The organism is Mucilaginibacter sp. P2_D11 (genome assembly GCF_056404435.1).
Window position 1 is genome coordinate 289,906 of record NZ_JBFUEA010000008.1, and the last position, 13,469, is coordinate 303,374.

Here is a 13,469-nt window from a genome sequence, read left to right on the forward strand (position 1 = left end):
GACGGGTGATGATTTTCCTCCACCCTAAAATATCCTATATCCGATCCCGATCCTGATAACTTTGCTATGTGCATTGTGCGAGCCGCCCCCTATGTAACCGCCCATGTAGTTAGATATACCGTTGGCGTAACTCGCGTTAAAGGTAAACTTGTTTAAACCCGCAGCAATGCCAACACGTAGCCGGTAATCTTCTTTTATACCGGTGCGGTCCATGCTGGTGGTATAGGTTTTGCTATCGTTGGCATGGGCCACACCTTTTTCGCGTGTGCTGCTGATGTAACCCATATCGGCGCCTGCTAAAATATCCAGCCTAACTTTGGCAATTAGTATACGGTAGCCTAGGTAGGGGTTAATGTTGATGATATTGCTTTTTAAATTCGTACTGCCCTCGGCTGCTAAAGTTTGGCCATTTGTGCTGCTACTCACCGGGTTGTACAGAAACACCTGGTTTACATCAATTTTACTTTTTAACCGTTCGTATGCCAATTGCAAGCCTACAATAAAGCCTGCTTTGCCTACCAGTTGTGCCTGCCCGCTTACACCGTAACCAAAGCCCAACTTACTGCCATAGGGGTTATTGGTATAGGAGTAATTTACTGCACTGTTTGTGCTGACCGACATTATAGAAGACGACTCGGCCGACTGGCCGCTAAACCTCATTAAGCCCGAGTATGCGCCCGCGTTAACCTCGAGCTTTTGGGCAAACGATGTAGCAGCAATAAAAACGCAAAAAAGGCTCAGAGCGGTCTTTTTCATTTTTTGGTTGCTTTAAAGTTGAATTTGAGGTTAACGCCCCCCGCACCAAAGTGGATAGCCTGCGCGCCCAGCCCGCCAAGCGGATATTTCAGGAACGGTTCTACAACCAGCCTGTTGTTTTTCCCTATCGGGAAGCCGGTGCCAAACGATAAGTTAAGCGTTTTACCGAAGTAAAAGCTGTTGAAGCTTTGCGTGTAGGTTTGGTCTTGCGTTACCGCCGAAGAATAGCCCTGCGCATTTTTATAAGCATAATGAGAGGTGTACCGTTCATCGATAAAAGTACCCGAGCTTAAACCGGCTGATATGTACGTATCGCTTTTATCGGGGTTGAACTCGTATTTGATGTTGATAGGCACATCAAGCCCTACCAAACTGGCGCTGTAGTTCTGTAGCTCGGCAACCGTTGCCGATGCGCCGAAGTTGAGTACGTCATTCTGCAATATTGATGCGTTAGGAGCCGAAAGCGACCTGTTGCTACTGCCCGATGCAGGCGGCTGGCCCGCGTAGCTCAACGTATTCTGCGCCAGCGATACTCCGGTAGATAGTTTGATGTTTTTGCTCAGCCGTATATCAGAGGTGAAGCCCGCGCCCGCGTTTATCTGGTTGGCGCTGCCCTGGGCGTAGTTCATATAAGTTGCCGCATACACGCTGAAGTTTACTTTCTTCAGTTCTTTTTTATCGGCTTTTTGTTTGGCAACCTGCTGGGCCTTGTCCTGCGCAAACAAATCGTCTATTGTTTTTACAGGCTGCTGCGCAGTAACGGGGTTTGTTTTGTTGGTAGTTACAGGCACGGTTTGGCTATTATCAGTTACGGGCACATCAACTATAGCAACCTGCTGGTTGTTGGTTGTTGCACCTGTAATTACCGCTTGCCCGGGTGCAGGCGTGTTGCCTGCAATGCTGGCCGTACCCGGCAACTGCGAGTTGGTTGCTACACCGGCAGGGGAGCCGCCGTTAGTTACGGGTGTATTGCCCGGCAGTACAACCGCAGTGCTGCCCGTTTTACCTGCATTATTGGCTACATAATGGCCGGCTGCAACACCAGGGCCAGCCAGAGCATTGTTTGGCGTTTGCGCCGCGCTATCGCCCTGGGTACCCTTAATTGCCGACGGATTAACTGAGGCAACGTGGCTGCCTGCAGGCGCAGATGTTGGTGCCGCTTGCTTCGGCTGTTGCTGTTGTATTTTGGGTTTTACGGCTACATTATCGCCAGGTTGCGGCTTGTTATTCATCAGCCACAGGCCTACGCCTAAAAATACCAATAAAAGGGCAGCTGCGCTGCTCCACCAAAGCCAGGCAATTTTGCGCTCCTCTTTCACCGGGAACTTTTTGCGTAGTTCCAGCCAGGCCTCATCGGCAGGTGGCGATTCGTAATTATCAAACACCTCCCTTATACGGCTGCTTAGCTTATTATCAAACTGCTCATCCATGGGTTTGCGTTTCTGTTGTTAATAACTGCCTTAATTTATCCTTGGCCCTGCTTAAATATACACGCGATGAACTGGCGGGCAGGTTTAATATTTTGCCAATCTCATCGTGATTGTAGCCATCAATTTCGTACATGTTGAATATCGTGAGCTGTAGCTGCGGCAGCTGTTTCATTAGTTTTAAAATATCCTGTGCGTTCAGGCTAGCTATGGCGCTGGCGTTGCTACCCACGCCAACAGCCGTATCCAGGTCGGTATGGGCCTGGTGCTTCAGTTCTTTGCGGCGCCTGTCTATAGCGGTGTTTACCACTATGGTGCGCAGCCAGGCCTTAAAAGGCTTGTCGGTATTATATGTACTTATATTGTTGAACACTTTTATAAACGCATCATTTACAACCTCTAAAGCATCATCCTGGTTAAGGCTATAGCGTACGCTAATACCCATAGCATAGCCATAGAACTGCTTATATAGCAATTCCTGGTGCTTTAGGCTGCCGGTTTTGCACTTACCTACTATTTCATCTTCGGTAATGCGGTGGGTTAGATGCATTAAAAACTGTTAGTTCCGGTTGTTTACAAATCATTACGCCGCCTATGGGCAAAACGCTACAAATAATACCAAATAATTTATAAAAATAAAAACCCCGTAGCTTTTTTGCTACAGGGTACAGCTGCTACGCAGCAATATTAGTTAACTCTTTTCAAATCGTATTGCAAGCTAAGGGTATCCACGCTACTCACTGCCATTTTAAGCGAACTGCCATCATAAGCATAATCGTACTCGCCAAACAGACGTGCTTTTTTTATCGTAGAAGCTGGCGAATAAGTGTTATCCTGGAATTTTATACTGTTGGCAGAGATATTCCAAAGACCCATACTTCCGGCGTGTACGGTGCTGGTGTCGCCTGTTACCTTGTAGGTAAAATCGCTGTTTAAAGTAACGGATATATTTGCTTTAAGCGTATCAATTTTACTGGCACCTGGTGAACGGTGCAATCTGCGGAATTCGCCTGCGAAGGTACCGGTTGGATTTGGTACCGGATTATCTGACTTATTGGGACCACAGGCAGCTAGTAAGGCTATCACTACCGTTAAAAGGGGCAGTAAATAAGTAAATCTTCTTCTCATGGGCTATTTGGTTTCAATTGGTTTACGCGGTAATTTAATAAAACGCTACTAAACGCAATATATTTTTACACTTTTTTGGCTTCGTTCCAAAATACGTCCATTTCGGCTAGGTTCATATCCTGCAATTGCTTGCCGTTTTCTTTGGCCTTGCTCTCTAAATATTGGAAGCGTTTGATGAATTTGCGGTTGGTTTTTTCCAACGCATCTTCCGGGTTTATGTTGATGAAGCGCGCGTAGTTGATAAGCGAGAAAAGCAGGTCGCCAAATTCGGCCTCAGCCTTTTCCTGGTCAATGGCGGTATCGTTATCCACGTTGAACTCGGCTTTAAATTCCTGCAGTTCTTCTTCTACCTTGGCCCATACCTGCGTTTTATTATCCCAATCAAAGCCTACGCCGCGGGCTTTCTCCTGTATGCGCGATGCCTTTACCAATGCCGGCAGCGATGCAGGCACCCCGCCCAATACCGATTTATTGCCTTCCTTCAGCTTTATCTGCTCCCAGTTGCGTTTTACATCTTCCTCATTGCTCACCTCAACATCGCTATAGATGTGCGGGTGGCGGTTGATGAGCTTATCGCAGATGCCGTTGAGCACGCCGGTGATATCGAAACTATCGGTTTCTGATGCGATGCGCGAATAGAAAACCAGGTGCAGCATAATATCACCCAACTCTTTTTTAATCTCCTGCATATCGCCGCCCAGTATGGCATCGCTCAGCTCATAAGTTTCTTCGATGGTAAGGTGGCGCAGGCTCTCCAGGGTTTGCTTTTTATCCCAGGGGCAGTTAGTGCGCAGGTCGTTCATGATCGTAAGCAAGCGCTCAAAAGCGCCCGAAGGCGTAACAGAAGCAATAGGCGGTGTTATTGGCATAGGCTGCAAAGATAGGTAACAGTTGGCGGTTTGCTTCCCTTTTTAGTTTGCAAATCAACCTGACTTATTGCAGCTATCTTGCGCGGGTAGCCCACTGTAGTTCCGTTGGAATGTCAATTGGCTCTTTTGTGCTTATTTTACCGGGGGTAAGGTAAGTTAGCCTCAATTTAAAATCCTGTATTTTATGGCGGTACTCTAAACGGAAGGGGTAAAAGCCTTTTTTAAGGGGCACGATGCATGAGTAGGCTAGGTTATTGTAGCCGCCCTGCCAATTTATGAGCATACGGTTGTTGATGTATAATTTAGAATCTTTATCTGCCTCCAAACCAAAAATGTAATAACCCTCTTCCTTCGCCTCCAAAAAGCCATCAATCACCAGCGCGAAGTTGTTTTTGCGCGGCATTTTTTCCGGGTCGAAACTTGCGTTAGTAATGCCTTCCTGCAGTGGTTTTAAATTTTTGAAATTGGAGGCCGAATCTAATCCGCCTTCATAATAGGCGTAATGAAAGCCCCCCGGTGATAAGTTTCGTGGTTTGGAAACAGGCTCAAAAGCCCGCTCCGTCAAAAACACGCCTGTTTTAACCTTATCGTATCGTGCACGGTTGGTAAACTGTTTTACGGTTATTTTTGCGCCATCCATCAGCTTGAGTTCGGGCTGCGTTTTGGCCGAAGCAATGGTGGGTGTGCTGCCATCTAAGGTGTAGCGTACTTTGGTGGTATCGCCAAAGTACCAAAATGGCCAGGGTTTGTTGTTAACTACAATGCCATTCATGGGGTGAAACTCAATTCGCCCGGTTTGCCATCCGTATGAAAACTTTAGCCCATCGTATGTGGTTTTAAACCTTACCGAGGCGTGCGTTTCATCGGGGTACTTAACGCTTTTCCATTTCAGACTTGTGGGGGCCGCTTTTTTGAGCAAGGAATCCATGCCGGCTATTTTCATGCCTTCGCCATCGGCGCCTTCGCGCCCTCCCATAAACAACGTAATGGGTGTGCCCGCCAATGCAGCTAATTTATCCGGCGCAATTTTTTTTATGTATTCTTTATCCCACCAAAGGCTGGGGTCTACTGCGATGTACGATTTAAAGGCACCAGGCTGCATTAAAAGGGCGTTTACCACAAACAAACCTCCCAGGGAATGCCCCCAGAGGGTGTTATCGCCGTTAGTAGGATATTTTTTATTGATATAAGGGATAAGTTCGGTAGTGATGAAGTTAAGGAAATTTGCTGCCCCGCCCGACGTTTTCATATCCTCTAAATGGGTAGGGGTAAGGTCTTTATTACGGTCGATACCCATTATGCTCACGATGATGGTAGGCGGCATATAACTTTCGCCTTCCACAAAACGCTGAATGTTTTTGATAAGCCCGGTGTTCCAGTTGCCGCCATCGAGTACGTAAAGCACATCGTATCTTGCTGCATTTTGCGGTTTGTAATTTTCGGGCAGGAACACCTGTATCATCCTTTTTTGTTGCAATATGGTTGATTGCAACGAATCGAGGTACGAAATGCCATGCTTAATGATAACTGTATCCTGCGCATAAACAACGATGGTGGTTTGGGCAATTATTGCCAATAAGATGAGTACACGCCTAAAAGTATTCTTCATGCCAGAAAATATGTTTTGAGTAACAGGTTTTAAATACAAGGTACCTGTAAGACGACAGGCCTGCAATAAAGGTTACTGCAAAAATTTCTTTTTGAACCCGCATTTAAACTCGGAAGGGATTGACAGAATATAAACCTTACCGGCAATTTGCCCACTTTATAAATTTCTTAAAGCTCTCCTCATAATCATCACGTAGCATTGTTTTCATATCTGCATACCTTTCACTGCTCTCAACATCTCTCTCTTCCCCGGTGCGCCGGGTGCTTTCTCTACCTCAAGGCCGAGTGATTTTACGATGCGCTTAAGATTACCGGTAATAGCATAGGTTACGAATACTCCGCCTGGCTTCAAAAAGCTTAGGGTATGGCTTATCGCAGCCTCGCCCCACATTTCGGGCTGGTAGGCTGCCGCGAAGGCATCGAAATAAATGATATCGAATTTCTGGTTGGAGGAGAAATCTTGCAGTGGGCAGTGTGCGGTTTGCAGTTGGATGCCATGGCTGAACTTACTTTTGGCCATTAACGATGCGGGGTAAGTTCGTAGGAAGTTATTCCAGGTGGTTGCCGATACGAATTCATCGTACCCTGTTTGGGCAATCATCTCGGGCCTAAGGGGGTAAGCTTCGATGCCCGTATAATCGAGGCCGATGTTTTCAGTAGCGCAATAATCGGCACTCAGCAAAAAGTTAAGCCCTGTTCCAAAGCCGACTTCTAAAACACTAACGGCGGTGGGAGGCGAGGGTGCATGCTGAAGAAAATAAACCAGGCCCGATTGCAGGAACACGTGCCGGCTTTCTTGCAGGGCACCATTACGCGAGTGGTAATTTTCGCCAACCTGCGCGTTGTATATGGTGTTAGAACCATCGGCAGTGGCAACTATGCTTAAATGTTGGGGTTGATTTTCGGCGATCATGATGTTGCGCCAAAATTATGGAAAAAGCCACGAAGTCGGGAAGCGTTAAAATTCGTCTTACGGACTTACCGACTTCAGACGTTCGGACTTACTTACGCTACCATCGATAGCAGACTGTTCAACTTGTGGCAGTAATCGGGCAGGGTCACCTGGCCACGATCGTAAGCGGCAACCAATTCGTCGAGTTGTTTGGCTATGTCGCGCCTCGAATCTGAATTCAACTCGGGCTTAATGCTTTTCAATTTATGGTTAATGGCTTTGGCCATCAACAAAGGCTGTACGTTGCGGGTTTCGGCCACCAGTTTGCTCATTTTATGGCGTTGCTGCTTATCGTACTTCAAAATAAAATACACTATCACGCTGCCAACCACCAGGAAGAAGAAAAAAGTAAATAATGATGAGGAGAAAATTGCTTCCATAACGCCCTGTATTTTTAATATACAGTTAATACGATATTTTGGAAAGATAGGTTGCAGAGAAAATTAATTTAGTAGAAATGTAAGCATTTGTTATTTTTTTAAATCGCACATTATCAGTTTATTAAATTAGAAAATGTGGAAAACTTACTGAGTGGCCTTTGTAACCGGCCGCTTTGTTGCGCACGAACTTAAAACGACTTAAACCTGCGCTTAAACTTGCGTAATTACGATTTATGCTTATTTTTAGGGCAAATATTGCGAGGCTTCTAACAAAAACTTATGAGTATTAAGAAAGGCGTATTAATTTACGAGTCGGGTTTCCGTAAAGATAACGTAGGCGACTACGTACAAAGTTTGGCCGCCCTGCAATTTTTAGGCGGCAAAGCCGATACTTATTTGAACCGCGAATTGCTGAACGAATACACCGGCGAGGAGATAGCCCTGATTATGAACGGCTGGTTTACCCACCACCCAAAAAACTGGCCACCCGCTAAAGCCATATTGCCCTTTTTTATTTCCTTTCACCTGAATGTGCTGGCGCAGGAACATTTCCTGAACACGCCTCAAATTATAGATTACCTTAAGCAGCACGCACCTATAGGTTGCCGCGACCGCAAAACGGCCGAAGTACTCAATGCCAAAGGTATAGATGCCTATTTTTCGGGCTGCTTAACGCTTACCCTGGGCGAAACCTACGCCAACCCGCAGAAAGAACGCAAAGCTTATTTTGTAGATACCAAATACGAAGCGATAAAAAGGGATGCCTCGCTTGTAGGTTTCAGCTGGATATTACTGACGAAATATAACACCATCAAAACCATATCGCAGCGCCGCTCGGGCTTTACCAATTTACGGTGGATGATACGCGCCGCCAGTTTCTATAAAACCTACTCGCCCTATTTTACCGATGAGGTACTAACCCAGGCCGAATACGTAAAACACGCCGACCCGCTGAAGACTTATAAGGACGAAGACGAGAAATTTGAGTACGCCAAGGAACTGCTGGGCAAATACGCCAAAGCCGCCTTTGTGGTAACCAGTCGCGTGCATTGCGCCCTGCCATCGGTAGGGATGGGCACACCCGCCATTTACGTTAACGACCTTAACCAGGGCGAAGTAAGCGAATGCCGCATGGATGGCCTGCTGGAGCTATTCAATGTAATTGATTTTGAAGATGGTAAACTTACGCCCCGCTTTAAATGGGATGGCGGTAAGATAGACTTCGATACCAAATTAAGCAACAGCCCCGCTTACTTAAAGCTGAAACAGGGGCTGATGGCCAAAGTGAAGGCCTTCGTAGAGAAAAATAATATCGTGTAAACGATATGCAGGTATAATCTCAACCGTAAGAGACGCAATATTTTGCGTCTCTTTTTATTTTTAATGAGCGAAATTAAAATCTGTGAAATCGAATAAATCGGTGAAATCCCGGTTCCTGTTAATCCTTTTATCCCGTTTGCTGTCATACCAAACAATAGCTGCCAAGGTTCCGTTATAAGGCCAGCCGTATTATAAACCAAATAAATGCCTGCAAATAATTCAAAAACACGGGGTTTGTACCTTGATTGTTCGAAAGCTTTGAAAAGCGCAGGGGGATGTGCGATTCCCCTCTTGAGAGGGGTGGAGGGGTGTGTTTGCACGCTATGCGTTACGCCATTGCATGGTGGTGAACACACCCCTCCCACTACACAATCTACCGCGCCCCCTCTCGAGAGGGGACTAAAAACCATATTTCTAACACTCAAGGGTTTGTACCCAAAAACAATCCTATATCTTTGCGCCATGTTTTTTAGGCCGTTCCTTAAAGCCCCGTTACCGGCTTTTATCATCTTATTTTTTGTGGGCGTTTGCCCGGCTTTCGCTCAAACATCCGTTAAAACCAACGATTCTACCCGGTCGTTCCAATTTAAAACGATTGTTATCGACCCCGGCCACGGTGGCAAGGATCCCGGTGCCCATGGCGCATATTCTAACGAGAAAGCCGTGGCACTCAGCATCGGCAAAAAGCTGCGCGATGCCCTTAACGACCAGATGCCCTACCTCAATGTAATCATGACGCGCAGCACCGATAAATTCATAGAATTACATACCCGCGCCCAGATAGCTAACGATAGCAAGGCCAACCTGTTCATCTCCATACATTGTAATTCTACCCCGCAGCGCATAGGCACGCGGCGCGGCGCCATGCTGCTGTTATATGGTTTCCACCGCAAGCAGGAGCAGTTGGAGGCCCTTCGCGAGAACGCCTCTATTTACCAGGAGAAAGATTATCAGCAAAAATATAACGGCTACGGCGAAGATGCCGCCATGAACGCCATTGTACTAGCAGCGTTCCAGCAGCGTTACCGCAAGCAAAGCGTGCAGTTTGGCGAATTGCTGAATGCCGAATTTACCGAAACCGACGGCCGCGCCAGCGCTGGTGTAAAGGAGCAGGGCGTGTTGGTATTGCAGCAAAGCGGCATGCCGGGCCTGTTGATAGAAACGGGCTACATCAACAATGCCGAAGACGAAAGATATCTCAACTCAGATGAGGGGCAAAACCAGATCGTACAATCCATCATCCGGGCAATCAAAAAATATAAGGCCGGTTTCGGCAACTAAGCTATGAAAAGCGGTAGGCCTGTTCCCGGTTTACTCATTCCCGCTCATCCAAAACACTGCTCCGCCAATGGCCATAGCGGCTATCAATAGGGCTATAAGGGTATCTAATATATACCTTAAAATCTTTTTGGGCAGGGCCTCGCGGCGGTCTATAACCGGTATAAGCGTATATTTTATTACGAAAAGCAATATAAGGGCGATGATGCTCACCAGGTAAAACACCTTGCGGAAATGTATCGATTGCAGTATAGGATCCATAGAATTCGGGCTAGTTACTGCTGCCCTAACAGCGTTTTTGCGCTTATTGTTGGCTTTACGTGCAAATAGCCTCATTTGCAAGCCTTTTAAACTAATTTTGACTTATTTTTTATTTCTGTAAACACAAAGGCAAAGGCGTTGTTAACCTTATAAGAAAAAGAACATCTACTTAAAAGCAAACAGATATGAAAGATCAAGCGAAAATTATAGCAGCGCTTTTAGTGGGCGCTGCGGCCGGTGCCGCATTGGGCCTGTTACTGGCCCCCGAAAAAGGCGAAAACCTAAGAGGCGATATCGCCGATTACGTTAACGACGTGTTGGAGAATGCTAAAAACAAGGCACAAAATGCTGCCGGTAGCGTAAAGGAATACAGCAGCAACGCTGTAGATTCGGTAAAATCTAAATATAACGACCTGGTAAGCGGCGCAGGCAATGTGGTTGATAGCGCACGCGGTAGTGCCGAAGATGCTATTGGCTCGGCCAAAAATTATGCCCAAAACGGCGCAGACGAAGCCAAAAGCAGGGTAAAATCTGCCGCTAACGACGTAAACAGCTCTATACAGGGCGCATAAGATACTCGCTGCAATAACGCAAAAAACCCGGTGATGAGCCGGGTTTTTGCATTTGTACGATTATGATAATGGAAGAAAGTCTTTATCGCAATGATGATTAAGCAGAGAACCATTCTCTACTCACCAACCACTACTCTATATCACTTTTATTTCACCACCCAGGTATTATCGGCCTTAACAGCATCTACAAAAATGCCGGTATCTAAAGTAACCGATTTTAAGCTTTTGCCTATTACCGCTTTAAAGGTTACGTAAACCTGTTTTTGGTTTGCTTCCCATACGGCAGGGGTTTTGTGGATGGTTTGGGTAGTGCCATCGGCAAAAGTCAATACCACATCAAACGGGATGGCAAAACCGCCAACATTGCTAACGGTAAGCGTATAACCATCTTTGCCTTTTACGCCGGTGGTGATAGCCAAATCGTTGTAGCCGTTGCTGAAGAACCAGTTGTTGAAGAACCAGGTGAGGTTTTTGCCCGATACATTGCTCATGGAGTTGAAATAATCCCATGGGATAGGGTGTTTGCCGTGCCACCTATCCATATACCCGTGCAGGGCTTTCTTAAACAGGTCGTCGCCCAGGTAATCTTTCAGGGCCAGGTAGCTTAACGATGGCTTGCCGTAGGCGTTGTTGCCGTAGCCGCCTTTCTGCTCGCTGCTCATGGTAATAATGGGTTGGTCTTCCGCGGTAGATTTATCGCCTATCCAGCCGTTGATGCGGAACTGCTTGTAAAAGCTGTCGGCTTTGTCTTTACCGTTTTCTGCGGTGCCTATCAGGTATTCCAGCGTGGTTGCCCAGCCCTCGTCCATAAAGGCGTATTTGCTTTCGTTTATGCCCATATAAAAAGGGAACCAGGTGTGGGCAATCTCATGGTCCTGCACCAGTTGCGCGAATGTTGGGTCGCCAAACTGGCTATCGTTCACCATCATGGGGTATTCCATATCGGCGAAGCCTTTAAAGGCAGTCATTTTAGGGAAGGGGTAAGGCACACCCGGCCAGTTGGCGCTGAACCAGCCCAGTGCGTTACGGCCATACTGTACCGATTTCTTGAAATCGAAAGCGGCATCCGGGTATGCAGCCTGCATGCTGCTGCGGCGGCCCGTGGCTTTGTCAACCACAACGCTACCGGCATCCCAAAGGTAATGGTCGCTTATACCCACAGCCATATCGCTTATGTTATCGGCTTTCCACACCCATGTATTGGTTGCATTTTGGGTGGTTACGTTTTTAGCCTTTAGGTCGGCAAGGGTAGCCACGTGTATGGTTGAGTCGCTGGTAAAGGAAGCGGCAAGGCGGCTTGCAAACTCAGGCTGTAAAAGCTGCGCCGGGTTTTGCAGGGTGCCGGTTGCCCAAACGATAAAGTTTTTGGGTACGGTTACGCTTAGGGTGTAATCGTTAAAATCGTTGTAAAACTCTTTAGAGTCTACAAATTCTACGCGGTCCCAGCCCTGGTAATCGTCATAAACCGATACGCGGGGATAGAAGTAGGCAAGGTAAAACGAGGTAGAATCGATCATACCCTCGCGACCACTTTCTTTGCTTACATCAAAATGCCATATAAAATTCAGTTTTACCGAATCGTGCGGCATCAGGGGTTTGGTTAAGCCTACGCCGGCGTTTGTAGCCGAGGCAACTTTATTATCCCATTTCTTTTTTTGGCCATTCACCAAAAAGCTATCTACCTGTATGCCTTCGGTAAGGTAATCAAGGCTGGCGCCACCATCGCGCGATGCGCCCGGGCGGTGGATGTTCAGGATCAGCTTTATGTTCAACCGCTTCAGGGTATCGGGGCTGTTGTTGATATAGGTAATCTGCTCAACACCCTTTACGGTGCGTGTGGGCGGGGCCAGGGTAATGGCAATGTTGTAGCGGCCAAAGTTTTGCCAGTATTTGCTGCCGGGCTTGCCATCGGGCGAGCGGGTTCCTTTGGTGTATGCCTGCTTAATTTCGCGCGGCATGTACAGGTTTTGGGCCTGCAGCTGTAACAGGAACAAACTGCATACAGCGGTTAACGCAATGGGTTTAAACATAAATTACGAGGTTATAGGGTGGATATATTCAATTTGATGATTAGGTGCGCAAATTAGGTATTATACCGCTAATAGATGAGACGATGATGGTAAACGAATTGTTACAATAGGTTTGCCATATTAATTTGCGTAGCGCCGATTAATTATTTTCCTTTGTTCAAAGTTATTTTAGTAGGGGTATTAAATAACTCTGCAAAGCCGGGCGCAAGCCCGGCTTTTGTTATTTTAGGGGTATTAGACATTCGGCTTTAGAATTTCTTCCTAAACTCTACTCACTAATATACTCCTTCGCTATCAGCATAAACAGCTTATCGTTGTCTTCCGATTCGTCGAAATTCTCCTTCAGCAGCTGGGTAACTTCATCATAATGCAGCAGTTTGGCTATCATGATGAGCATGCGGTACGAGGTAATATTCACATGCTCCAGCACCTGCACGTATAACATCAGGTCCAGGTCGTTCAAGGCTGCGAGGGTTTGTTGCTCATCCAGGCAAAACTCATCTTTCAAAATAGATTTGATGGGGTTGCAGTCGTCCCTGACTGGCTTTTCGCCTATCAGCCGGTAAATCTGCTCCATCCGCTCTATCTGCTTTTTTACGTCCCCGCCAATTTCTTCTATGGCCAGTTGCAGGCCTTTGAAAGAAGCGAGGCTGATGAGGTGGTCGAGGTTTTTATTCAGGAAACATTTGCCGCTATAAATACGGTTAAGGTGATGGGTGAAAAGTTCCTTTAAAAGGGCATTGTCTGTAGGTGTGGAGGTAGCTTGCATATTCATAATAGATTAGTGTTGGGCCTGGTCAAAAATGGCATCGGTTATCACGCGTAAAATATCCCGTTGGAGTAAATTATTTTAATTACCGGCTTGCGGCTATCTATATTGATACCTTT

At 46.6% G+C, this 13,469-nt stretch carries 14 protein-coding genes; 3 read left to right on the plus strand and 11 right to left on the minus strand.

The features are described from left to right. Window positions 1-24: 24 nt before the first annotated feature. The 8 genes from AC1DXC_RS15000 to AC1DXC_RS15035 form a co-directional block, all read right to left on the minus strand. On the minus strand, window positions 25-756 hold the full coding sequence (locus tag AC1DXC_RS15000; RefSeq protein WP_477459965.1) for a hypothetical protein: 732 nt from the start codon (window positions 754-756) through the stop codon (window positions 25-27). Then, a complete protein-coding gene (locus AC1DXC_RS15005) occupies window positions 753-2,186 on the minus strand; it encodes a hypothetical protein (RefSeq protein ID WP_477459966.1) in 1,434 nt (477 codons plus the stop codon). Before AC1DXC_RS15005 ends, AC1DXC_RS15000 begins: the two co-directional genes overlap by 4 nt. Continuing rightward, on the minus strand, window positions 2,179-2,733 hold the full coding sequence (locus AC1DXC_RS15010; protein ID WP_477459967.1) for an RNA polymerase sigma factor: 555 nt from the start codon (window positions 2,731-2,733) through the stop codon (window positions 2,179-2,181). The genes AC1DXC_RS15005 and AC1DXC_RS15010 overlap by 8 nt, the downstream gene beginning before the upstream one ends. A 137-nt stretch (window positions 2,734-2,870) precedes the next feature. Further along, complete coding sequence (locus AC1DXC_RS15015; RefSeq protein ID WP_477459968.1) at window positions 2,871-3,311, minus strand: hypothetical protein; 441 nt, start codon at window positions 3,309-3,311, stop codon at window positions 2,871-2,873. Window positions 3,312-3,376: 65 nt separating this feature from the next. Then, window positions 3,377-4,180: a nucleoside triphosphate pyrophosphohydrolase gene (mazG, locus tag AC1DXC_RS15020; RefSeq protein ID WP_477459969.1), complete on the minus strand. Its 804-nt coding sequence runs from the start codon at window positions 4,178-4,180 to the stop codon at window positions 3,377-3,379. A 73-nt stretch (window positions 4,181-4,253) separates the two neighbouring features. Beyond that, window positions 4,254-5,789, minus strand: coding sequence for an alpha/beta hydrolase-fold protein (locus AC1DXC_RS15025; protein WP_477459970.1), 1,536 nt, complete (start codon window positions 5,787-5,789; stop codon window positions 4,254-4,256). Window positions 5,790-5,993: 204 nt separating this feature from the next. Next, window positions 5,994-6,701 (minus strand): tRNA (5-methylaminomethyl-2-thiouridine)(34)-methyltransferase MnmC2, encoded by a 708-nt coding sequence (mnmC2, locus tag AC1DXC_RS15030; RefSeq protein WP_477459971.1) that lies wholly within the window; start codon window positions 6,699-6,701, stop codon window positions 5,994-5,996. 92 nt (window positions 6,702-6,793) lie between these two features. Next, window positions 6,794-7,120, minus strand: a complete 327-nt coding sequence (locus tag AC1DXC_RS15035) for a hypothetical protein (protein ID WP_477459972.1) — start codon at window positions 7,118-7,120, stop codon at window positions 6,794-6,796. 279 nt (window positions 7,121-7,399) lie between these two features. On the opposite strand from AC1DXC_RS15035, the gene AC1DXC_RS15040 reads away from it, so the two are divergent. Together AC1DXC_RS15040 and AC1DXC_RS15045 are read left to right on the plus strand one after the other, a co-directional pair. Then, window positions 7,400-8,440 carry a polysaccharide pyruvyl transferase family protein gene (locus AC1DXC_RS15040; protein WP_477459973.1) on the plus strand — a complete coding sequence of 347 codons (1,041 nt, stop codon included), beginning with the start codon at window positions 7,400-7,402 and terminating at the stop codon, window positions 8,438-8,440. A 462-nt stretch (window positions 8,441-8,902) separates the two neighbouring features. Next, a complete protein-coding gene (locus tag AC1DXC_RS15045; protein WP_477459974.1) occupies window positions 8,903-9,721 on the plus strand; it encodes an N-acetylmuramoyl-L-alanine amidase family protein in 819 nt (272 codons plus the stop codon). A 30-nt stretch (window positions 9,722-9,751) separates the two neighbouring features. Here AC1DXC_RS15045 and AC1DXC_RS15050 read toward each other — a convergent pair whose 3' ends face one another. Then, on the minus strand, window positions 9,752-10,054 hold the full coding sequence (locus tag AC1DXC_RS15050; protein ID WP_477459975.1) for a hypothetical protein: 303 nt from the start codon (window positions 10,052-10,054) through the stop codon (window positions 9,752-9,754). A gap of 110 nt (window positions 10,055-10,164) precedes the next feature. Between AC1DXC_RS15050 and AC1DXC_RS15055 the strand changes: the two genes are divergently transcribed. Then, window positions 10,165-10,551 carry a YtxH domain-containing protein gene (locus AC1DXC_RS15055; RefSeq protein WP_477459976.1) on the plus strand — a complete coding sequence of 129 codons (387 nt, stop codon included), beginning with the start codon at window positions 10,165-10,167 and terminating at the stop codon, window positions 10,549-10,551. A gap of 146 nt (window positions 10,552-10,697) precedes the next feature. On the opposite strand, the gene AC1DXC_RS15060 is transcribed toward AC1DXC_RS15055, so the two are convergent. Together AC1DXC_RS15060 and AC1DXC_RS15065 are read right to left on the minus strand one after the other, a co-directional pair. Then, complete coding sequence (locus AC1DXC_RS15060; protein WP_477459977.1) at window positions 10,698-12,581, minus strand: M1 family metallopeptidase; 1,884 nt, start codon at window positions 12,579-12,581, stop codon at window positions 10,698-10,700. Between the two features lie 268 nt (window positions 12,582-12,849). Then, entirely contained in the window at window positions 12,850-13,356 is a 507-nt protein-coding gene (locus AC1DXC_RS15065; protein ID WP_477459978.1) for a DUF892 family protein, read from the minus strand. Between the last annotated feature and the right edge of the window lie 113 nt (window positions 13,357-13,469).

What these genes read in the sequence shown, in the direction of transcription:
- AC1DXC_RS15000 (WP_477459965.1), bottom strand. Translation starts at nt 756, where the DNA reads ATGAAAAAGACCGCTCTGAGCCTTTTTTGCGTTTTTATTGCTGCTACA.
- AC1DXC_RS15005 (WP_477459966.1), bottom strand. Translation starts at nt 2,186, where the DNA reads ATGGATGAGCAGTTTGATAATAAGCTAAGCAGCCGTATAAGGGAGGTG.
- AC1DXC_RS15010 (WP_477459967.1), bottom strand. Translation starts at nt 2,733, where the DNA reads ATGCATCTAACCCACCGCATTACCGAAGATGAAATAGTAGGTAAGTGC.
- AC1DXC_RS15015 (WP_477459968.1), bottom strand. Translation starts at nt 3,311, where the DNA reads ATGAGAAGAAGATTTACTTATTTACTGCCCCTTTTAACGGTAGTGATA.
- mazG (WP_477459969.1), bottom strand. Translation starts at nt 4,180, where the DNA reads ATGCCAATAACACCGCCTATTGCTTCTGTTACGCCTTCGGGCGCTTTT.
- AC1DXC_RS15025 (WP_477459970.1), bottom strand. Translation starts at nt 5,789, where the DNA reads ATGAAGAATACTTTTAGGCGTGTACTCATCTTATTGGCAATAATTGCC.
- mnmC2 (WP_477459971.1), bottom strand. Translation starts at nt 6,701, where the DNA reads ATGATCGCCGAAAATCAACCCCAACATTTAAGCATAGTTGCCACTGCC.
- AC1DXC_RS15035 (WP_477459972.1), bottom strand. Translation starts at nt 7,120, where the DNA reads ATGGAAGCAATTTTCTCCTCATCATTATTTACTTTTTTCTTCTTCCTG.
- AC1DXC_RS15040 (WP_477459973.1), top strand. Translation starts at nt 7,400, where the DNA reads ATGAGTATTAAGAAAGGCGTATTAATTTACGAGTCGGGTTTCCGTAAA.
- AC1DXC_RS15045 (WP_477459974.1), top strand. Translation starts at nt 8,903, where the DNA reads ATGTTTTTTAGGCCGTTCCTTAAAGCCCCGTTACCGGCTTTTATCATC.
- AC1DXC_RS15050 (WP_477459975.1), bottom strand. Translation starts at nt 10,054, where the DNA reads ATGAGGCTATTTGCACGTAAAGCCAACAATAAGCGCAAAAACGCTGTT.
- AC1DXC_RS15055 (WP_477459976.1), top strand. Translation starts at nt 10,165, where the DNA reads ATGAAAGATCAAGCGAAAATTATAGCAGCGCTTTTAGTGGGCGCTGCG.
- AC1DXC_RS15060 (WP_477459977.1), bottom strand. Translation starts at nt 12,581, where the DNA reads ATGTTTAAACCCATTGCGTTAACCGCTGTATGCAGTTTGTTCCTGTTA.
- AC1DXC_RS15065 (WP_477459978.1), bottom strand. Translation starts at nt 13,356, where the DNA reads ATGAATATGCAAGCTACCTCCACACCTACAGACAATGCCCTTTTAAAG.